This window comes from Synechococcus sp. A10-1-5-9 (assembly GCF_047716785.1).
Classification (GTDB): domain Bacteria; phylum Cyanobacteriota; class Cyanobacteriia; order PCC-6307; family Cyanobiaceae; genus Synechococcus_C.
On the sequence record NZ_CP180406.1, the window covers coordinates 2,293,353 to 2,312,918 of the forward strand.

Consider the following 19,566-nt stretch of genomic DNA (forward strand, 5'->3'; position numbering starts at 1 on the left):
AGCCCTGCTCATGATTGAACCCACCACGATTCCCGTACGCCGCCTTCCCCGGTATGGGTTCCATACCCATACCGAAAGGCTGAATGGCCGCATGGCCATGCTCGGGTTCATTGCACTTTTGGCTGTGGAGATCAAGATTGGCCATGGACTGTTGGTCTGGTGATCAGCACTGCCCAGTCCAAAACGCTGCTCGGGCTCGGGTCTTCCGAGCTTGAACGCTGGGCTGTCACTCAGGGACAATCCGCCTTCCGGGGCCGACAGCTGCACGACTGGCTCTATGCCAAGGGAGCCAGAGATCTTCAGGAGATCACGGTGCTTCCGAAATCTTGGAGGGCGTCCCTTCAGGACAGTGGGGTGAGCATCGGACGCTTGAAGGAGCAGGACCGCAGGGTGGCCGCCGATGCCACGACCAAACTCCTTTTGGCAACTGACGACGGTGAAACGCTGGAGACGGTTGGGATTCCCACTGATCAGCGCCTAACCGTCTGTGTGTCAAGCCAGGTGGGATGCCCGATGGCCTGCCGCTTCTGCGCCACCGGGAAAGGGGGACTGCAACGCTCGCTTTACACGCACGAAATCGTTGCACAGGTGCTGAGTGTGCGTGAAGTGATGCAGCGCAGACCATCTCATGTGGTGTTCATGGGCATGGGGGAACCGCTGTTGAACATCGAGGCGGTTCTGGATTCGATTCGCTGTCTCAACGATGATCTCGGAATCGGTCAGCGCCGGATCACGGTGAGCACGGTGGGGGTGCCTCGCACGCTTCCAAAGCTGGCGGAACTGGCCATGGAGCGACTCGGTCGCGCTCAGTTCACCTTGGCCGTGAGCCTGCATGCTCCCAATCAGACACTCAGGGAAGAGCTGATTCCCACGGCGCATGCCTACCCCTACGACGCGCTTCTGGATGATTGCCGGCACTACCTGGCCATCACCGGCAGACGGGTGAGCTTTGAATACATCTTGTTGGGCGGTCTTAATGACCACGCAGCTCATGCTGAGGAACTTGCTGATCGGGTCGGTGGCTTTCAGAGTCACGTCAATCTGATCGCTTACAACCCGATCGAAGAAGAGGAATTTCAGCGTCCTACGCGGGATCGCATCGAAGGATTCCGGCGCGTGCTGGAAGGCCGTGGGGTGGCCGTGAGTTTGCGTGCCAGTCGCGGGCTTGATCAGGATGCCGCCTGCGGACAGCTGAGACGTTCACGCCAGTAGTAAGGGAGACTCAGCGGATTACCCGTCTGTCCCCATGGCACGCATCGATTGGTGGATTCTGATCGCCTATCTGGCCAGCACGCTGGTTCTGGGTCTCTGGTTGGCACGGAGGAACCGCGGCGAAGATGATTATTTCGTGGCCGGTCGCCGGCTCAGTGGTTGGCTTGCCGGCGCTTCCATGGCCGCGACCACCTTTTCTATAGATACACCCCTCTATGTGGCAGGCATCGTCGGGACGAGGGGACTGGCGGCCAACTGGGAGTGGTGGGGATTCGGACTCGCGCATGTGGCCATGGCGGTGGTGTTTGCTCCCCTTTGGCGCCGCAGCGGTGTACTCACCGATGCGGCCTTCACCGAACTTCGTTATGGAGGTGCTGCGGCCGCTTGGTTGCGGGGAATCAAGGCCTTTTTGCTGGCACTTCCTGTGAACTGCATCGGCATCGGCTACGCATTCCTTGCCATGCGCAAGGTGGTCGGTGCTCTGGGCATCGTTTCCGACCAGCCCATTCCCGCTGTCGGTGGTCTTTCCGACACGCTCCTTCTCTTGATCATCGTGGCGGCGCTGGTGCTGGCCTACACCGTGGCCGGGGGACTCTGGGCTGTGGTGATTACGGATTTCATTCAGTTGATCCTTGCTTTGCTCGGTGCCGCGGCTGTCGCCTGGGCTGCGGTGCACGCAGCAGGTGGGATGGGGCCTCTCCTGGAGCAACTGGATGCTTTAGGCCGGCCTGAATTACTTTCCATCGTTCCCTGGCGCTGGGACGACAGCGGGTTCAACTGGATCGGCGGTGCAGGAATCAGCGTGTCCACCTTCCTGGCCTATCTGACCGTGCAGTGGTGGAGTTTCCGCAGGAGTGACGGCGGTGGTGAGTTCATCCAACGCATGCTGGCCACCCGAAATGAGCAGGAGGCACGCCTTGCCGGCTGGGTGTTTCTGGTGGTGAACTACCTCGTGCGTAGCTGGCTCTGGGTACTCGTTGCCTTGGCGGCGGTTGTGCTCCTCCCTGATCAGGCGGATTGGGAGCTCAGCTACCCGGCTCTGGCTGTTCAATTTCTGCCGCCTGTGGTGCTCGGCCTCGTTGTGGTGTCCTTAGTGGCAGCTTTCATGAGCACGGTGAGCACTTCGGTGAACTGGGGTGCCAGTTACCTGACGCATGATCTGTATCAACGTTTTCTACGCCCGGATGCCTCCCAGCGGGAGCTCTTGCTGGTGGGTCAGCTGATGAGCGTGATCTTGCTCGTGTTGGGCGTGATCACGGCTTTGATCAGCGACAGCATCGGCACTGTTTTTCGGTTGGTGATCGCCATCGGCACGGGGCCTGGTGTGGTTTTGGTGCTGCGTTGGTTCTGGTGGCGGATCAATGCCGCCGCTGAACTTGCCGCCATGCTCTGCGGCTTCGTGGTGGGTTTGGTGACTTCCGTCGTTCCTCTTCTACAGATTGCTGATTACGGCCAGCGCTTGATGGTCACGACCGGGCTGACGGCTTTGGTCTGGCTGACGGTGATGCTGCTGACACCACCGGAATCCCCTGAAGTGCTTGAACGCTTCGTGCAAACGGTTCGCCCGCCTGGACCCGGCTGGAATCGGTGGCGTCGTCGTTTGGATGTTCAAGCAGTCGAATCGCTATCGACGCTGATGGCCCGTTTTCTGTTCAGTTCCGGCATCCTCTTCGGAGCTCTCCTGGGCTCTGGAGCGTTTCTGCTGCACCAGCAGGTGTTGGGTTGGACGGGACTGGTCGTCGCCGCAGTCAGTCTGGTCATGCTGCGCAGGTTGGGGCGTGTCGCCACCTTGGTCTGAGCGTGGTTCAGTCGCTCTGGCAGTCACAATGGGTCGAATTCTTCGATGTCGTGGCGTTCTTCCGTTCCACCTTGCTGCCCATCCTGATCGTGGCGCTCTTCGCTCTGGCCCTGGTGGCCGTCAGTGCACGCATCTGGCTTCCCGGGGACATGCTGGCTCCCGCACCGATCAGCTGAGATTACGATCAGCAAATGGGTGACGCATTCAACTCCAAGAGGAATGATGCGATGGCTGATCTGGCCATTGATCCTGATGTGCTGGCCAGTGAGCTGGCCGCTGAGCTTCAGGGGGATCCCCTCGATGAGATCGCTCCGGATGACCCGGAGCATGATGCGCTTCAGGCGGCCAGAGCCTGTGATGAGGGACTGGCATGGCTGAATCAGGGGCATGACCAGTCCCTGCAGGGTTTGCGTGTGTTCTGTGAGCACCGGGATCCCCGTGCTGTTCCCCTGCTGCTGCCGCTTCTTGAAAATTCCTGCCCCGTGGTGCGGATGAGTGCGGTGTATGCCCTTGGGCGCAATCCTTCAACCCAGGCTGTTCAGCCCCTGCTTGGGCTTCTTCAACTGGACAGCAATGCGTACGTCCGAAAGGCCACAGCTTGGAGTCTCGGTAACTACTCGGATGCTCCTGTCCTCAATCCCTTGATTCGCGCTTTGCAAACCGATGTGGCATCGGTTCGTCTTTGGGCCTCTGTATCCCTTGCCGAGGCTGGCGCTACCTCTGAAGCGAAGGCCGATTTGGCGGCGGGGCAGTTGCTTGTCAGCCTCCAGATCGACAGTGAGCCCGTTGTGCGCAGCAACTGCATCTGGGCCCTGGCCCGCTTGCATGAACATCTGGTGAAATCTCGCCAGGATCAGGTGGTGGAGGCGTTTGTCAGTGCACTGCTCAAGGATCGTGAGGCGACCGTGCGCGATGAAGCCCGCACTGCTCTTGAGCAGCTTGATGATCCTGAGCTTGTGGACCGGTTGAAGACCCTTCTTGATGAGGGACTGCTGCTCTGAACGGATCGGTTACAGGGCTCTCCAGCTGAGGTCTCTCGCCTCTAGCATCTGTCCAACTTTGTGGTGGTGCATGCCTCAGCGCACAGTGCGATTCAAAATCCGTCCCGACGGTCGCGTCGAGGAAACGGTTGAAGGAATCGCCGGTGACGGCTGTCTGCAGCTCACGGATCGCCTCGAAGCGGCCCTTGGAACCGTTGAACGGCGCCAGTCCACATCCGAGGCCTTTACCACCGCCCAAGACCTCCACCAGACCCAGTTCGTCGAGCCCTCCTGATGTCTCACTTCAGCACCGTCAAGACTGAACTCCGCCAGCTCGAGCCTCTCCGTGGCGCACTCGAAGACCTTGGCTATACACCTGATGCAGGTACGCAGACCGTGCGTGGTTACCGCGGCCAGACCGTGGACGCGGAGTTGTCAGTTGCCATCGAGGGTGGTGCTGATTTCGGGTTCCGCTGGAATTCAACAAGCCGTGCCTACGAATTTGTGACCGATCTCGATCTATGGCGCCAACCGATCCCTGTGGAGCGTTTTTTGTCCCAGCTCACCCAACGCTACGCACTGCGCGCCGTTCTTGAAGCCAGTCGTCAGGAGGGGTTTGACCTGGCTCAACAGACCACTGGTCAGGACGGCTCGATTGAATTGGTGGTGACCCGTTGGGATGCCTGATGAAGGTTTTCTCGGAGTGAAAAATCCGGCTGCAGCGGCTTATTCAGCGTCCTCTCTGGAAGGTCCCGATGTTTCGGGTTTCGAACCCGTTCTTGGCGGCGATCTGCGTGAACGAGCTGTTTGGGTTGATGAAGCGGTGTGTATCGGTTGTCGTTACTGCGCCCACGTCGCCACCAATACTTTTGCGATCGAACCCAACCTCGGACGTTCACGGGCGATTCGCCAGGATGGTGACAGCAGTGAGCGAATTCAAGAAGCGATCGAAACCTGTCCTGTGGACTGTATCCACTGGGTCCAGTTCGACGAATTACCTGCCCTGAGACGACAGCTTGATGCTCAGGAGCTGCTCCCCCTCGGATTGCCTTCACCGGCAAGGCCGCGGCGCCAGATTCCCCGCGGCACTCAAACGGACTAACGCTTGACTGGTCTTCCGACCCGACGTTTTGGACGCACCGAGCTCTCGATGCCGGTTCTTTCCCTAGGAGGAATGCGCTTTCAGCAGAGCTGGAGTGACCTCGAGGCCCAGGCGATCACGGTGCGGTCTCAGCAGTTGCTGCAGCGCACCCTCGAACGTGCCGTCGACCTTGGCTTTCATCACATCGAAACGGCAAGGCATTACGGAAGCTCAGAGCGGCAGCTGGGCTGGGCCATGCCTGATTGTCCTGATCCAAGCCGCATTCTGCAAACCAAAGTTCCTCCCCAACAGGACCCTGCCCTGTTTGAAGCTGAGTTGGAGCTCAGCATGCAGCGGTTGGGTGTGCAGCGCGTGGACCTGCTCGCCATCCATGGCATCAACCGACGGGACCACCTCGCCCAGACGATCAGGCCAGGAGGTTGCTTGGAGGTGGCGCGGCGTTGGCAGCAATCAGGGCGCATCGGTCATGTCGGCTTTTCCACCCATGGGGACACCGATGTAATTGTTGAAGCGATTGAGACAGACGCCTTCGATTACGTGAACCTGCACTGGTATTTCATCCGGCAGGACAACGAGCCGGCAATTGCCGCTGCGCATCGACACGACATGGGCGTGTTCATCATCAGTCCCACAGACAAGGGTGGGCACCTGCACACGCCTGCGAAAAGGTTGGTCGAACTGACCGCCCCTCTCCACCCCATCGTTTTCAATGATTTGTTCTGTCTGCGAGATCAGCGTGTTCACACCCTCAGTGTGGGTGCGGCATGCCCTCAGGATCTGGACCTCCATCTAGAGGCTGTCAGTTGCCTGGAGGACGCCCTGGCTCTGGTGAGCCCCATTGAGGCCCGCCTTCATCAAGCCGAGGAGGAGGCCCTTGGACCCGACTGGTTGAGCAGTTGGCGGCAGGGTCTTCCTGGTTGGCAAGACACGCCCGGGGAGATCAACTTGCCCGTTCTCCTCTGGCTCCATAATCTTGTTGAATCCTGGGGTCTGGAGAGTTACGCCCGAGCTCGTTATGGCCTTTTGGGCAGGGCGGGACATTGGTTTCCTGGCGCCAATGCTGACGCGCTTGATCGTGATGTGAGTGAGGAGGAGCTTGACTCTGCCTTGCTGGATAGTCCTTGGAGGTCCTCAATCCCAGAGCGTCTGCGCAATCTGCGTGAACGGGTGGGTGGCGAACGTCAAGAGCGGTTGTCGTCAGCCTGAGTGCCGAGAGGCTGCTTGCCGGGAATGCCAACGGCACGCGGAAACTGGTTCGGAGTGGGCTTCTCAGGCATCAGTCGGATCACGGTGCGGGCGCCGCGTGCCGACGGCAGCTCACACCGTTCTATCGCCACTGTTTTTGCTTTCAACATGGCGAGAGCAGGATCCAAATCCCTCTGGTCCTCCGCCTGCCAACGCCCTCGATAAAGCAAGGCTTGCCCGTCGGCATGCAGGAGTGGAACCAGGTATTCGGCCACCACAGGAGCCGAGGCCACGGCCCGGGCCATCGCCAGATCAAATCGGCCTCTGCAGGTGGGGTCCTGCCCTGTCCGTTCCACCCGTTCCGTGCGGACGCTGACCCGTTCTGCCATTCCGAGTGAACGGGCCATGGCCGCCACCGCTGCAGTTTTGCGGCCAACAGAATCCACCAAGGTCACTTCCGCTCCTGGTAGAGCAATGGCGACCGCAAGGCCAGGGAATCCGCCGCCAGTGCCGACGTCGATGCAACGACGAGGCTTGTTAGCGGTGTCCAGTTCGGCTTTCAGAGGCCAAAGACTGTCCAGCACCTGGGCGATCCAGAAGTCTTCCCCCTCGATGAGCCTGGTGAGGTTCACCCGACTGTTCCAGTCACGCAGTAACTGCTGGAGAGTGATGAGTTGCTCGAGTTGCACCGAGTCAGGCGTCCAGTCGAGCCTGGACCAGAGCTCCGGCCCCTGGGCAGCGAACGGCGTTGACTCAGGCATAGCGGCCTCCCCCTCTCTCCTTTCTAGAGTGTCTTCATGACTGGGGACTCAGCTCAACGCATGCCATCCTCGGTTCAGGACCTCAGCCATTACGAGCGCCTTGGCGTACCCAAAGGCGCAGATTCCGAAATGCTGCGCCAGGCCTTCCGCCGGCGCAGCAAAGCAGTGCATCCCGACACAACCCGTTTGCCGGCACAAGATGCTGCCAGGCAATTCCGTCTGCTCCGGGAAGCGTATGAGCAATTGGCCGATCCACGTTTGCGACGTCTTTATGACGCGGCATTGGAGGAGCGGAATGCCAGCCCTGTTGCTGCCATAGAGCCACCTTTGCCGGTGCCCCACGCAATTGGTCAGCGCCGTCCACTGTCCGGAGGGGAATGGACGTCACTGCTCCTGCTCACGGGAGCGATGTTGATCTGTCTTCTGCTGGGTGTTGGTGTGGCCTGGAATCGAGGGCTTGCGCTCCAGGTCCAGCCGAGTTGGTTGGTGGCAGAGCAGACTCGGATCACCGATGTCGATCCTGGTGGTTTTGATGGCACCACTCCCTCCGTCAGAGACTCCGCTGAACCAGCATTCGTTGCGGGCTCTTGAAGAATGGCTGCGGGTTTTGGGGGCTGGACGCAGTGAGGACGATCCCTGTGACTGGATCTGGGAGCAGCCTGGATGGAGCGCCCGCTTAAGGCTTGCTCAGGAGGACCTGGGTGTGACCTGGACGTCTTCCCAGCCAGCGAGGTCCTGCTCGTTTCCTTACGGACTGTCACGGGCGGATGTGGAAGCAGCCCTCAGGCTTGGGCCCTGAGGACGTCAAGTCCGCTCTCGATGCCCTCGTAGCACTGATCCAGCTGAGCATCGCTGATGCACAGCGGGGGCAGTAGATACACCACATCCCCAAGAGGACGGATCAGCACCCCGTGCTCCCGCACCAGGCCGCGCAAGATTTTTCCAGCGGGATTGAGGTACCCCTGGCTGCCATCGGTCACAAGGTCGAAGGCTGCAATCGTTCCGCACAGCCTTGGTCTTTGAACCTTCGGGTGGCGGGCCAGGTGTTCCAGACGGGGCTGGTGCCTGTCCTGAAACTGCTGATATTTTTCTGGCTCGGCTTCAAGCAGGTCCAGACTGGCATTGGCGGCTGCACAGCCCAAAGGATTGGCTGTAAAGCTGTGACCATGCCAAAGCGTTCGGGTGGGATCGCTCCCCAGGAATTCCTCAAAGATCGCCTCTGTGGCCATTGTGATCCCCATGGGTAGGAATCCGGCGGTGAGTCCCTTGGAGAGCGCGACCAGATCGGGGTGGATGCCTGCCCGCTGGGATGCAAGCAGGGTGCCGCATCGTCCAAAGCCCGCCAGCACCTCATCGGCGATCAACAAACTCCCTGCCTGGCGAACCAGTTGTTCCACGGCTTGAAGAAAGCCAGGACGGACCATGCGCATTCCTCCGGCTCCCTGGACCAGCGGTTCAAGGATCACGGCGGCTGTGGGTGTGGTCAGCGCTTGCTCCAGAGCCGTCAAGGCGTTCTGTTCGCGTCGGTCCACCGCGTCGTCGTCCCAGTGCGTGTGCGGCCAGGGCACCCGCGCGACGGGGAAGAGGAGTTGATCGAAGGGTTCGCTGAACAGACTGCGGGCTCCAACAGCCATCGCGCCGAAGGTGTCACCGTGATACGCCCCGTCAAAAGCGATCAGCTGTTGGCGAGGCTCTCCGCGGTTGTGCCACCACTGCACTGCCGTTTTCAGAGCCACTTCCACCGCAGTGGATCCGTTATCCGAGAAAAACACGCGATCGAGGCCGGTGTGCTGAGCGAGTCGCTGTGCGAGCCGTTCGGCCTGGGGATGGGTGAATTCCGCGAAGATCACTTGCTCGAGCGTGGCAGCCTGCTCGGCGATGGCTGCCGCCACCACTGGGTGTGCATGGCCATGCAGGGTCACCCACCAGCTGCTGATCGCATCGATGAGGGGTTCACCTTCTGCACGGTGCAGCAAGGCCCCTTCTCCTCGCACCACCTGCTCGAGTGGCGGAGTGGTGGTGATGGATGTGAAGGGTGGCCAGAGGTTGGGGTGGTGGTTCCGAGACACTGGGCACGCGCGACTGCCTGTTGTCATCATGAGTTGGCGTCCGGATGGTGCATCAATGGCCTTCATTGAAGGAAGCCGCCGTTATGGACAGCCCAAGTCGAGGCGGTTTGTGGATCCCCCGAACTCCCAGCCCCGATGCCAGGAAGGCAGCGAGGGCTGTCGCAGCATCTTTTTTGAAGGGGGATGGCCCTCGATGAAGGCACGGCTTGAGATGCGTGGATGGTCCCCTTCTCAGGTGGAACAGATTCACGAACAGCTCCGCCAGGGTTGGCCCTTGACCATGGCCGTTCGTAACGTTGCCCTCATGCTTGGCAGCTGTCCCATTCGCTCCAGGCCCATGGGTTGAACCGCAGAGGGAGTGTTCAGCGGCAGACCTCGCTATCCCGTTCCCCCTGGGTGGCGATTGGTCCGCAGTTGAACCAGCGCACCAGCTGAACCTCAACATCCGTGAACAGCACAAGGATGCCACCACAAAGCAGGGCAACGGCCACAGTGGCCCAGGTCTGGCGGCTGGTCATCGGCGATCCGGGCGATTCATCGTCGCCCTGAACTTAAGGCCCAGTCCCTGCTTCTGCCATGCAGATTTGAGTGTCTCTGCGCTGAGTGGGTGGAGGGGAGGTAGCTCTGCCAGCACTGGAACTTTCCCCAGATCTTCCAGAGTTCGAGGGTTATCAGCATGCAGTGGACCGTTGAGGATCAGTCCGAGCACGGGAATCCCTCGGCTTGCCAAGGCTTCCAAACTCAGCAGGGTGTGATTGAGCGTGCCCAGGCCGCTGCGGCAGACCAGAACCACCGGGAGATTCCAGTGCTGCAGCTGGTCGATCTGACTCCAGGTGCGGGTAAGCGGCACATGCAGACCTCCGGCCGTCTCCACCACCAGAGGGTTGGACCCGCTGGGCGGCAACTGGAGCATTGCCGGTTCGAGAACCGTGTTCTCAAGCTCCGCCGCCCAATGGGGCGAGACCGGAGCCTTGAAGGCGTAAGCCTCTGGGATCCAGCGGTGCTCGGGCAGTTCCAGCAGATCAACCACTCTCTGGCGATCGCCGCCTCCCTCCAGTCCGCTCTGCACCGGCTTCCAGTACGTGGCCTCCAGTCCCTGAACCAGCAACGCACTCACGACGGTCTTCCCGACGTCAGTGTCGGTGCCGCAGACCACGAGTCGGAGAGGATCAGAACCTGGATTCATCCGCGAATCAGCAGCAATTGGATCACCCAGGTGAGTCTTAGCTGGCCGTCATTCTGGCGGTCGCTCCACTCGTGCTGAAGACGACGCCAGTCACGCAGTGGAAGGGGTGATTGAGGGCTGGTGCCAGCCCCAATCCGGCGCAGAGGCTTGAGCAGTAATGGCAGGCTCGATGACGATACTGTGTAGGACACCCGGTGCGTCATGCGGAGCTGTTGCGCTGGGATCGTTCTCAGTAACGCGTCAGTGGAAGGGAAGGGCAGAGCAGTGCAGCGCACCCTGCAGCGCCTGGCGCTTTCATGCCACTGGGGGAAGCATCCCTCCACCGGAAGGGCAACCGCCAGGAGCCCATCAGGGGACAACCGCCGGATCCACTGCTGCAGACAACGCTGCGGTTCAGGAAGCCAATGCAAGCAGAAGCTCGAGGCGAGAAGGGTTGGAGCCTCGCTCCAATCCGGCAGCCCCGTCGTGAGATCCCAGTGCAAAACCTCGGCTTCGTCAGGATGACCGCGCAGCATCGCCTGACTGCCATCAAGACGCTGCACCTTGTGGCCTGGATGCAGTTGCTCCAGCGCTGTTGCAAGATGACCGGTCCCGGTCCCTAGATCAACCCAGAGACCCTCGGGGATCCCTTCCCGCCGAGTGAGTTGGGCCAGTCGCCAGGCCACCGAGCGTTGCAGTCCTGCCGATCGGTCATACCGTTCGGCCGCGCGATCGAATCCCCGCAGAACGCGGTCTTGCCAGGTGGTCGGTTTCATCCGGGTGGCCCGATGTCCTGATCCAGCCACTCTCTGACGTGAATGAGCAGGTCCGGCATCAGCAGTGCGTGTCCCATGTTGGGGAGGCACCAGTGCTCGGGTGCCTCCTCAAGAAGATTGTTGAGTTCGCTGAGCAGGCACTTGCTCGCTTCCGGAACCACGATGGCGTCAGATGCTGCTTCCACGATCAGCACGCGGGCGGTCCTCGGCAGACCTGGTGGGAGCCCTGCGGTGGTGGTCAGATGGTCGAGATCGGCTCGCAGTCGTTCCCGTCCTGCAGCTGTAAGGCCCTGCATGCCAGGGCTGGGTGGCAGAGCGGTGACATCCGTGGGCGCGGCAGCGCGCTGCAGAAACGTTTGCAGCATGGCGGCTTCTTCGGGACTCCCAATCGCGCGTCTCATGCCTTCAAGCCCAGCCCTCAACGCACGTCCCTGCCGTCCTTCGGGAACGAAGCGTCCGAAGCTGGCCAGCAGCACGGCGTCTGTGGCCTGGGCCAGCACGGCGGCGTCCAGCAGATGCGATCCAAGGGAGTGGGCGATGACCGCCCGTCGCTGCGGCGTTGCGTCATCGGGTGATTCACTCCAGGCGGGAGCGACAGGGCTACGGCCGCCATAACCACGTTCTCCATTGATCCAGTGCCATCCATGGCGCTGGAAGGATCGCTGCCACGGAGCCCAGACGGTGCCATCAGAGCTCCATCCATGCATCGCAATGACCTGTTTCATGACCGGAGGTCGCCGTGCCCAAGGGCGTTCACCAACGCGTCCAGGGCCTCATCAGACTGGCGGTGATGCAGCACCAGTCGCAGACGGGCCGTTCCCTCCGGAACGGTTGGCGGGCGGATGGCAACGGTGAGAACCCCTGCTGCCTCCAGCCGTTGCTGGTACTCCAGCGTTGGCTGATCACCCCCCACCAGCAGCGGCAGGATCGGTCCAATCCCGGCGGGACGGGACCAGCCCTGGGCTTCCAGGCGATGTCTCCAACGATTGCTCTTTTTCACGAGGTCCGATCCCCAACAGGGGTGGCCTTTCAGAAGGTCCAATGCAGCCAGAGCAGCAGCTGCCAGGGGTGGCGCCAGGGCTGTGGTGTAGCGGAATGCTCCGCTGGTCTGCAGCAGAGCGTCGGCCTGCTCTCGGCCGCAGGCGATGAAGGCTCCACCGCTTCCAAAGGCCTTGCCGAAGGTGCCACTGATCATGGTGATGCCCTCCAGGCCCAGGCCAAGCCCTCGCCCTTCAAATCCAAGGACCCCGAGAGCATGGGCTTCATCTAGAAGCAGGCTGGCGCCATAGTTCCGACAGAGTGCGGCCAGGGCCGGTACGTCCGGGCTGGTGCCCTCCATGCTGAACAGGCTTTCGCTGATCACCACCAGGCGTGCGTCCTGGCGCTGGCTGCGACATGCCTGAAGTTGCTGGTGCAGAGCGTGGAGATCGTTGTGGGCGAAGCGCTTCAGCTGGGCTCCGCTGGCCTGCACTCCCACCAGCAGCGAATGGTGGATCAAGCGATCCGCCAGCACCGTGGTGTGACGGTTGGCCAGGGTCAGGACCGCGGCGAGGTTCGCTTGAAATCCGCTCGGGAACAGAAACACCCTGTCGCGTTGCAGCCAACTGGTCAGGGCTGACTCAAGACGGTCATGCACGGGCCTGCTTCCTGTGACAAGCCTGGAGCCACCGGCACCGACACCACTGCGCTGCAATTCGGCCTCGGCCGCGGCGATCAGCTTTGGGTGGTGGCTGAGCCCGAGGTAGTCATTGCTGGCCAGATCCACCAGGGCTGGGCCCGCCACGCTGTCGACCACGGGGTGCAGGCCTTGGCCATCCAGGGATGGCTCCCAGGTGCGCAGTCGTCGACGGCGGGTGGGTGGGACAGTCATGGTCTCTACTTTGAGCCCCGGTCGCCCTGCAGAGTGAGGGTGAATTTGCTGCCGTTTCCATCGGAAGCGGTTATGGGGTTGGAGCGCTTCACTCTTTTCTTCCCTTTATGGACCCTGCTGGCAGCGTTGCTCTCACTGCTGCAGCCCGACTTGTTCACCTGGGTGGCAGGCCCGGTGATCGTCTGGTCTCTCGCGCTGATCATGCTGGGCATGGGGCTGGGGCTTTCTCCGGCTGATTTCCGCCGGGCCATGATTCCGCCGCGAGCTGCCCTGATCGGTGTGGGAGCTCAGTTTCTGGTGATGCCTGCTCTTGCTGCATCGCTGGCTTGGGCCCTGAAGCTGGAGCCGCCTCTGGCGGTTGGGTTGATTCTGGTGGGGTGCTGCCCAGGAGGGACAGCCAGCAATGTGGTGGCTTTGATCGCCCGGGCCGATGTGGCGCTGTCGGTGGTGATGACATCCCTGAGCACCCTTCTTGCCGTTGTGGTGACGCCCCTGCTGACCAGTGCACTGGCGGGGCGCTACGTCCCAGTGGATGGCTGGACTCTGCTGGTGAATGTCCTGCAGGTGGTGTTGGTTCCGGTCACGGTCGGCGTGGCGATCAAGCAGGGGTTGCCCCGACTGGCAGCCAGAGTGCAGCCTGTGATGCCGCCGCTGGCGGTTGTGGCGATCGCCTTGATTGTCGCCGGAATCGTGGGCAGTCAGCGCGAGGTGCTTCTGCGTCAGGGAGGTCTGCTTGTGCTGGCCACGGCTCTTCTTCACGGTGGTGGTTTCCTGCTCGGCTTCTTGCTGCCGGCACTTCTGGGTGAACCCAGGGCAGTGCGCCGCACCATCAGCATTGAAGTCGGAATGCAGAACTCCGGACTGGCGGTTGTGCTGGCTCGATCCGGTGGCTTCGCGAGTCCGCTTACCGCCCTTCCAGGTGCGATCTCAGCCGTGATGCACTCCCTACTGGGCAGTCTCCTGGCGGCCCTGTGGCGAAAGCGTCCCTAAGATCACTCCATGATGGATCAGGCTCCCCAGGCTTCACAGCCCGCCAGTGTGGGATCCCCTGATCCGGCGCAACTCTTCCCCTTCCCGCTGGATGACTTCCAGCTGGAGGCGATTGATGCCCTCAATCAGGGGCATTCCGTTGTGGTGAGCGCCCCAACGGGATCCGGCAAGACCCTCGTGGGTGAATACGCCATCTACCGAGCCATTGCCCATGGCCAGAAGGTTTTTTACACCACGCCTCTCAAGGCCCTTTCCAATCAGAAGCTGCGCGACTTCCGTGAGCAGTTTGGAGCCGACAACGTCGGTTTGATGACCGGTGACCTCAGCGTGAACCGTGAGGCTTCGATCGTGGTGATGACCACGGAGATCTTCCGCAACATGCTTTATGCGGAGGCTGATGAGTCCGACGACCCGTTGGCGGATGTGGAGGCGGTGGTGCTCGACGAATGCCACTACATGAACGATTCCCAGCGCGGCACGGTCTGGGAGGAGTCAATCATTCACTGCCCACTGCCGGTGCAGCTGGTGGCGCTTTCCGCCACCGTTGCCAATGCCGGTCAGCTCACCGACTGGATTGAACGGGTCCATGGACCCACGCATCTGGTGCACAGCGATTTCAGACCCGTTCCCCTCCAGTTCAGTTTCTGCAGTGCCAAGGGACTGCATCCGTTGCTGAATGACCAAGGCACCGGCCTGCATCCCAACTGCAAGGTGTGGCGTGCTCCAAAGGGAAACAAGCGCAAGGGACGTTCACAACGCCCTCCCCAGCCAGAGCCGCCTCCAATCAGTTTCGTCGTGGCTCAGATGGCTGAACGGGAGATGTTGCCGGCGATCTATTTCATTTTCAGTCGCCGGGGGTGTGACAAGGCCGTGCGCGATCTCGGGGTGCAGTGTCTGGTCAACGAGTCTGAGCAGGCACGCATCCGTGAACGTTTCAAGGCCTACGCAGCGGCCAATCCCGAAGCCGTGCGCGATGGCTTGCATGCTGATGCGCTCCTGCGGGGCATCGCGGCTCACCACGCTGGGGTGTTGCCAGCGTGGAAAGAGCTGGTTGAAGAATTGTTCCAGCAGGGGTTGGTGAAGGTCGTGTTCGCCACGGAAACCCTGGCGGCCGGGATCAACATGCCTGCGCGCAGCACCGTGATTGCCGCACTCTCTAAGCGCACCGAGCGGGGCCACCGGCCGCTGATGGCTAGCGAATTCCTGCAGATGGCCGGTCGTGCCGGTCGGCGGGGCCTTGATTCCAAGGGCTATGTGGTGACGGTGCAGAGTCGTTTTGAAGGGGTGCGAGAGGCGGGACAGCTGGCCACAAGCCCGGCTGATCCTCTCGTCAGTCAGTTCACACCCAGCTACGGCATGGTGCTCAACCTGTTGCAGCGCCACGATTTGGCCAAGGCACGGGAGCTGGTCGAACGAAGTTTCGGCCGCTATCTGGCCAGCCTCGATCTAGTTGAGGAGGAGGAGATTCTTCAGCAGCTGCGTCTTCAGCTCGGACAGTTGCAGGGAACGGCCGGTGATGTGCCCTGGGAAGATTTTGAAGACTATGAAAAATTGCGCGGCCGTCTCCGTGAGGAAAGGCGCCTGTTGCGCATCCTTCAACAGCAGGCCGAGGAGACCCTCGCCCATGAGCTCACGCTGGCGCTTCAATTTGCCAGTGTTGGCACGCTGGTCAGTCTTAAGTCTCCGCAGTTGCGCGGTGGAGTCACCCCGGCGGTGATCGTCGAGAAGTGCGAGGGCCCCGGTCAGTTTCCGCTTCTTCTTTGCCTCACCAACGACAACGTCTGGCTTCTGCTCCCCTGTCAGGCAGTGGTCAGCCTGCATGCCGAACTGAGCTGTCTGCAGGTGGAGGGGCTGCGGACCCCTGATCTGGGGCGTGCTGGAGAGCTTCGCCATGGAGATCAGCACAGCGGTGGCCTCGCTCTTGCTGTGGGGCACATGGCCCAACGCCATGACATGACCACGCCCCAGTACGACCTCGCCGGGGAGGTTCTGACTCAGATGCAGTCCGTTCAAGAGCTTGAAGCTGAGCTGGAAACCCATCCAGCCCATCGTTGGGGGGATCGCAAGCAGCTCAAGAAGCATCGGCGTCGCATGGAAGAGCTGGAACTGGAGATCACCGAGCGGCAGCAACTGCTCCATCACCGTGCCAATCGGCACTGGGAGACATTCCTCGCCCTGATGGAGATCCTTCAGCACTTCGGTGCTCTCGACGACCTTGTGCCCACCGAAATCGGCAGAACCGTGGCGGCTCTACGAGGCGACAACGAGCTTTGGCTCGGTCTCGCGCTGATGAGTGGCCATCTTGATGATCTGCCTCCGGCGGAGCTTGCAGCGGTGTTTGAAGCCATCAGCACCGAAGTCAACCGCCCTGACCTCTGGAGTGGCTTTCCACCGCCGCCGCGGGCGGAAGAGGCGCTTCATGACCTCTCGGGAATCCGCCGGGAACTGCTGCGGGTTCAGGAACGTCACCAGGTTGTTGTCCCCGCATGGTGGGAGCCTGAACTCATGGGACTGGTGGAGGCCTGGGCCCGCGGTGTGGCCTGGAATGATCTGATCGCCAGTACCTCGCTGGATGAAGGTGATGTGGTGCGGATCATGCGACGCACCATTGATCTGCTGGCGCAGGTGCCCTATTGCGAGGCGATCAGCGAGCAGCTGCGCAGCCATGCCCGTCAGGCTCTGAAAGCGATCAATCGTTTCCCTGTGGCGGAAGCGGATGATTTGCTCAAGGCTGCGGCGGCGGAATCGGAGTCGTTGAATCCAGCTACCGAGAGGGCTGCCTGATCTCCCCGCGAAACACTCTTAGCCCTTTGGAGAGGCCATGGAGGCTGGGTCGACGACGCGATCGAATTCTTCAGCACTGACGTAACCCAGGTCGAGTGCTGCACTCCTGAGGTCCATCCCCTGTTCGTGCGCGTACTTGGCAATCGCGCTGGCTTTGTCGTATCCAATCACCTGGGTGAGCGGGGTGACGAGCATTAGAGACTGTTCCACATCTCTCTGGATGCGGGTGCGGTTGGGTTCAATCCCTTGAACCATGGCCACCCGAAAACAGTGACAGGCATCAGTGAGCAGGGTGATGGACTGCAGCAGGTTGAAGCCGATAAGCGGTTTGTACACATTCATCTGCAGATGACCACCCGCGCCGGCCATCGCTACCGCCACGTCAAGGCCGATCACCTGGGTGCAGACCATCGCCATCGCTTCGCACTGGGTGGGATTGACCTTGCCCGGCATGATCGAACTCCCAGGTTCGTTCTCCGGAAGATGCAGTTCGGCGAGCCCGGCTCTTGGACCGCATGCCAGCAGGCGGATGTCATTGGCAATCTTGAGCAGGCTGACGGCCAAAAGCCTGAGTTGTCCCATGGTGTTGACGAGTCCATCGTGGCTGGCCATCACGGCGAACTTGTTGGGGGCTGTGCTGAAGGGGAGGCCTGTGAGCCGCTTGAGCTCCGCTGCCGCCTCGATGGAAAAGCCTTCGGGGGCGTTGAGCCCGGTTCCCACCGCTGTGCCTCCCAGGGGCAGAGGCAGGATTTCCTCCAGGCTGGTGTCGATGCGTCGCGCTGCGGTTTCGATCTGATCTCTCCAGGCGGATGCTTCCTGGCCGAGTGTGAGCGGCACTGCATCCTGAAGGTGGGTGCGGCCGATCTTCACGATGGATGCCCAGTCGTTCGCTTTGGTGGCAAAGGCCTCTTTCAGCTGTTGCAGTTCCGGGTGAAGGCGGCGGCTGATCCCTTCAGCTGCTGCCACATGGATGGCGGCCGGGAAGGCATCGTTCGTGGACTGAGAACGGTTGACGTGATCATTCGGATGGATGGGCCGATGGCTGCCGAGAGCCTCCCCAGCACGCAGCGATGCCAGATTGCTGATCACCTCGTTGAGGTTCATGTTGGTCTGCGTGCCGCTGCCGGTTTGCCAGACCCTCAGAGGGAATTGAGCGTCGTGGCGCCCTTCGGCGATTGCGGCCGCGGCTTCAACAATCAAGTCGCATTGGTCGTTGCTGATCAGACCATGTCGCGCATTCACTATCGCCGCTGCCTGCTTGATGCGAGCGAGCGCATGAATCAGTGGGGTGGGGATCCGATCCTCGGCGATGGCGAAATTCTTTAAGGAGCGCTGGGTCTGAGCACCCCATAACGCCTGCTCAGGAACATGCACGCTCCCCATGCTGTCGTGTTCGATGCGCGTCGGATTGGTCATGAGTTCGAGTCGGGCCTCAGCACAAGGGCAATGATCAGCAGCATCCCGCTGACGCTCACCACCACATAGATCCAGTCTGCGTAAGGGGTCCAGAACATGATGCCGTCATCTCATCAGAGCTTCAGCCGGTCCCAGATCACCCCCAGGTTGGCTTGATGCAGCTCTGTGCTGAAGCAGTTCTCCAGTTGTTGGGGGCTGAGTTTTGCGGTGACCTCAGGATCTCCGCCGAGGTTGGCGCGGAAATTGCCCCCCTCGGTATTCCAGGCGCTGTGTGCGTTCCGCTGCACCACTCGGTAGGCGTCTTCCCGGCTCATTCCGGCATCGACAAGGCTGAGCAGGACTCGCTGGCTGAACACCACACCCCCATAAACATTCATGTTGCGGCGCATGTTGTCTGGGTAAACGCCAAGACCGGCCACCACAGCCGTCATCTCCCTGAGCATGAAATGCAGCGTGACCGAACAGTCCGGAAGCATCATCCGTTCGGTGGAGCTGTGGCTGATGTCCCGTTCATGCCAAAGAGCAACATTCTCAAGTGCAGCGACGACATAACTGCGCAGTACCCTTGCCAGGCCGCTGATGCGCTCACTGCGGATCGGATTGCGTTTGTGAGGCATGGCTGAACTGCCTTTCTGCCCCTTGGCGAAGCTTTCCTCCACTTCGAGCACATCGGTGCGCTGGAGATTGCGGATTTCGGTCGCAAACCGGTCGAGGCTTGCTCCCACCAGAGCGAGGGTCTGGATGTAGTCCGCATGACGATCGCGTGAGATCACCTGCGTGCTGGCCGTGTCGGGGTTCAGGCCAAGACGTTCACAGGTGAGTCGTTCCACCTCCGGGTCGGTGTTCGCGTAGGTGCCCATGGCGCCACTCACCTGGCCCACAGCCACATCCTGTTCGAGGCGTTCGAGTCGCTCAGCATTGCGACGGGTTTCTGCTAACCAGCCTGCGAGCTTGAAGCCGAAGGTGATGGGTTCACCATGAATCGCGTGGGAGCGGCCGATCATCACCGTGCTCTTGTGCGCTTTCGCCAGCACGGCGATGGCCTGATCCAGGGCCATCAGTTCCTGTCTCAACAGCGCCACCGAAGCTTTGAGCTGAAGGGCTAAGCCGGTATCCAGTACGTCACTGCTGGTCATGCCCACGTGGATATACCGCCCGGCATCCCCGACATGCTCATTCACATTGGTGAGGAACGCGATCACGTCGTGACGCACCTCGGCTTCGATCTCGAGGATCCGTTCCGGTTCGAAGGCCGCTTTGTTGCGGATCTCCTCCATTGCAGGCTCCGGGACGCGCCCTAGTGAGCAGTTGGCTTCACAGGCCGCGACCTCCACATCGAGCCAACTCTGATATTTGGCACGGTCGGTCCAGATCGCGCCCATCTCGGGCAGGGTGTAGCGCTCGATCAAGGGCTCGCAGACGAACGGTCAATCCATGACCATACGGCGACGTCGGAGT

At 61.1% G+C, this 19,566-nt stretch carries 24 protein-coding genes; 14 read left to right on the forward strand and 10 right to left on the reverse strand.

From position 1 onward, the window contains the following. The first annotated feature begins 10 nt into the window (after positions 1–10). The 9 genes from ACLM45_RS12030 to ACLM45_RS12070 all read left to right on the forward strand — a co-directional run bounded on the left by ACLM45_RS12030 (position 11) and on the right by ACLM45_RS12070 (position 6,298). Positions 11–163 carry a high light inducible protein gene (locus tag ACLM45_RS12030; RefSeq protein ID WP_006043259.1) on the forward strand — a complete coding sequence of 51 codons (153 nt, stop codon included), beginning with the start codon at positions 11–13 and terminating at the stop codon, positions 161–163. Continuing rightward, positions 160–1,212: a 23S rRNA (adenine(2503)-C(2))-methyltransferase RlmN gene (rlmN, locus tag ACLM45_RS12035; RefSeq protein ID WP_415409510.1), complete on the forward strand. Its 1,053-nt coding sequence runs from the start codon at positions 160–162 to the stop codon at positions 1,210–1,212. Before ACLM45_RS12030 ends, rlmN begins: the two co-directional genes overlap by 4 nt. 34 nt (positions 1,213–1,246) lie before the next feature. Then, on the forward strand, positions 1,247–3,010 hold the full coding sequence (locus ACLM45_RS12040; RefSeq protein WP_415409511.1) for a sodium:solute symporter family protein: 1,764 nt from the start codon (positions 1,247–1,249) through the stop codon (positions 3,008–3,010). 2 nt (positions 3,011–3,012) lie between these two features. Then, on the forward strand, positions 3,013–3,186 hold the full coding sequence (locus tag ACLM45_RS12045; protein ID WP_006043262.1) for a hypothetical protein: 174 nt from the start codon (positions 3,013–3,015) through the stop codon (positions 3,184–3,186). 15 nt (positions 3,187–3,201) lie between these two features. Next, positions 3,202–4,011, forward strand: coding sequence for a HEAT repeat domain-containing protein (locus ACLM45_RS12050; protein ID WP_006043263.1), 810 nt, complete (start codon positions 3,202–3,204; stop codon positions 4,009–4,011). 70 nt (positions 4,012–4,081) lie between these two features. Next, positions 4,082–4,285 carry a DUF2997 domain-containing protein gene (locus ACLM45_RS12055; protein WP_006043264.1) on the forward strand — a complete coding sequence of 68 codons (204 nt, stop codon included), beginning with the start codon at positions 4,082–4,084 and terminating at the stop codon, positions 4,283–4,285. Continuing rightward, positions 4,285–4,677, forward strand: coding sequence for a DUF1257 domain-containing protein (locus ACLM45_RS12060; protein WP_415409512.1), 393 nt, complete (start codon positions 4,285–4,287; stop codon positions 4,675–4,677). The genes ACLM45_RS12055 and ACLM45_RS12060 overlap by 1 nt, the downstream gene beginning before the upstream one ends. Further along, a complete protein-coding gene (locus ACLM45_RS12065) occupies positions 4,670–5,092 on the forward strand; it encodes a ferredoxin (RefSeq protein WP_415409514.1) in 423 nt (140 codons plus the stop codon). The genes ACLM45_RS12060 and ACLM45_RS12065 overlap by 8 nt, the downstream gene beginning before the upstream one ends. A gap of 48 nt (positions 5,093–5,140) precedes the next feature. Continuing rightward, a complete protein-coding gene (locus ACLM45_RS12070) occupies positions 5,141–6,298 on the forward strand; it encodes an aldo/keto reductase (protein ID WP_415411429.1) in 1,158 nt (385 codons plus the stop codon). Here the strand turns inward: ACLM45_RS12070 and rsmG are convergent. Then, entirely contained in the window at positions 6,274–7,038 is a 765-nt protein-coding gene (rsmG, locus tag ACLM45_RS12075) for a 16S rRNA (guanine(527)-N(7))-methyltransferase RsmG (protein ID WP_415409515.1), read from the reverse strand. The genes ACLM45_RS12070 and rsmG overlap by 25 nt on opposite strands. Before the next feature lie 60 nt (positions 7,039–7,098). Between rsmG and ACLM45_RS12080 the strand changes: the two genes are divergently transcribed. Further along, positions 7,099–7,629: a J domain-containing protein gene (locus tag ACLM45_RS12080; RefSeq protein WP_006043269.1), complete on the forward strand. Its 531-nt coding sequence runs from the start codon at positions 7,099–7,101 to the stop codon at positions 7,627–7,629. Continuing rightward, a complete protein-coding gene (locus ACLM45_RS12085) occupies positions 7,616–7,837 on the forward strand; it encodes a DUF3143 domain-containing protein (protein WP_006043270.1) in 222 nt (73 codons plus the stop codon). The genes ACLM45_RS12080 and ACLM45_RS12085 overlap by 14 nt, the downstream gene beginning before the upstream one ends. Here the strand turns inward: ACLM45_RS12085 and bioA are convergent. Beyond that, complete coding sequence (gene bioA / locus ACLM45_RS12090) at positions 7,821–9,107, reverse strand: adenosylmethionine--8-amino-7-oxononanoate transaminase (RefSeq protein WP_415409517.1); 1,287 nt, start codon at positions 9,105–9,107, stop codon at positions 7,821–7,823. The two genes, ACLM45_RS12085 and bioA, sit on opposite strands and share 17 nt — an antisense overlap. 28 nt (positions 9,108–9,135) lie before the next feature. Here bioA and ACLM45_RS12095 point away from each other — a divergent pair, with 28 nt between their 5' ends. Continuing rightward, entirely contained in the window at positions 9,136–9,453 is a 318-nt protein-coding gene (locus ACLM45_RS12095; protein WP_415409518.1) for a hypothetical protein, read from the forward strand. A gap of 16 nt (positions 9,454–9,469) precedes the next feature. Here ACLM45_RS12095 and ACLM45_RS12100 read toward each other — a convergent pair whose 3' ends face one another. The 5 genes from ACLM45_RS12100 to ACLM45_RS12120 are packed head-to-tail and all read right to left on the reverse strand — an operon-like array spanning position 9,470 to position 12,918. After that, positions 9,470–9,625, reverse strand: a complete 156-nt coding sequence (locus ACLM45_RS12100) for a hypothetical protein (RefSeq protein ID WP_006043273.1) — start codon at positions 9,623–9,625, stop codon at positions 9,470–9,472. Continuing rightward, entirely contained in the window at positions 9,622–10,293 is a 672-nt protein-coding gene (gene bioD / locus ACLM45_RS12105) for a dethiobiotin synthase (protein WP_415409519.1), read from the reverse strand. The genes ACLM45_RS12100 and bioD overlap by 4 nt, the downstream gene beginning before the upstream one ends. Next, complete coding sequence (locus tag ACLM45_RS12110; protein ID WP_415409521.1) at positions 10,290–11,048, reverse strand: methyltransferase domain-containing protein; 759 nt, start codon at positions 11,046–11,048, stop codon at positions 10,290–10,292. Before ACLM45_RS12110 ends, bioD begins: the two co-directional genes overlap by 4 nt. Then, positions 11,045–11,773 carry an alpha/beta hydrolase gene (locus ACLM45_RS12115; RefSeq protein WP_415409522.1) on the reverse strand — a complete coding sequence of 243 codons (729 nt, stop codon included), beginning with the start codon at positions 11,771–11,773 and terminating at the stop codon, positions 11,045–11,047. Before ACLM45_RS12115 ends, ACLM45_RS12110 begins: the two co-directional genes overlap by 4 nt. After that, positions 11,770–12,918 (reverse strand): aminotransferase class I/II-fold pyridoxal phosphate-dependent enzyme, encoded by a 1,149-nt coding sequence (locus ACLM45_RS12120; RefSeq protein WP_415409524.1) that lies wholly within the window; start codon positions 12,916–12,918, stop codon positions 11,770–11,772. The genes ACLM45_RS12115 and ACLM45_RS12120 overlap by 4 nt, the downstream gene beginning before the upstream one ends. 72 nt (positions 12,919–12,990) lie before the next feature. On the opposite strand from ACLM45_RS12120, the gene ACLM45_RS12125 reads away from it, so the two are divergent. Both ACLM45_RS12125 and ACLM45_RS12130 read left to right on the forward strand, forming a co-directional pair. Next, on the forward strand, positions 12,991–13,908 hold the full coding sequence (locus tag ACLM45_RS12125) for a bile acid:sodium symporter family protein (RefSeq protein ID WP_006043278.1): 918 nt from the start codon (positions 12,991–12,993) through the stop codon (positions 13,906–13,908). A 9-nt stretch (positions 13,909–13,917) separates the two neighbouring features. Beyond that, the gene (locus ACLM45_RS12130) at positions 13,918–16,692 is read left to right on the forward strand and encodes a DEAD/DEAH box helicase (RefSeq protein WP_415409526.1); all 2,775 of its coding nucleotides are present in this window, start codon (positions 13,918–13,920) and stop codon (positions 16,690–16,692) included. A gap of 18 nt (positions 16,693–16,710) precedes the next feature. Here the strand turns inward: ACLM45_RS12130 and fumC are convergent, their stop codons facing one another. Genes fumC through purB form a run of 3 tightly spaced genes read right to left on the reverse strand, consistent with a single transcriptional unit; the run spans position 16,711 to position 19,517 of the window. Then, positions 16,711–18,108: a class II fumarate hydratase gene (fumC, locus tag ACLM45_RS12135; RefSeq protein ID WP_415409527.1), complete on the reverse strand. Its 1,398-nt coding sequence runs from the start codon at positions 18,106–18,108 to the stop codon at positions 16,711–16,713. Further along, positions 18,105–18,206 (reverse strand): hypothetical protein, encoded by a 102-nt coding sequence (locus ACLM45_RS12140; RefSeq protein ID WP_006043281.1) that lies wholly within the window; start codon positions 18,204–18,206, stop codon positions 18,105–18,107. Before ACLM45_RS12140 ends, fumC begins: the two co-directional genes overlap by 4 nt. Positions 18,207–18,221: 15 nt before the next feature. Further along, positions 18,222–19,517, reverse strand: a complete 1,296-nt coding sequence (gene purB / locus ACLM45_RS12145) for an adenylosuccinate lyase (RefSeq protein WP_415409529.1) — start codon at positions 19,515–19,517, stop codon at positions 18,222–18,224. Positions 19,518–19,566 lie beyond the last annotated feature (49 nt).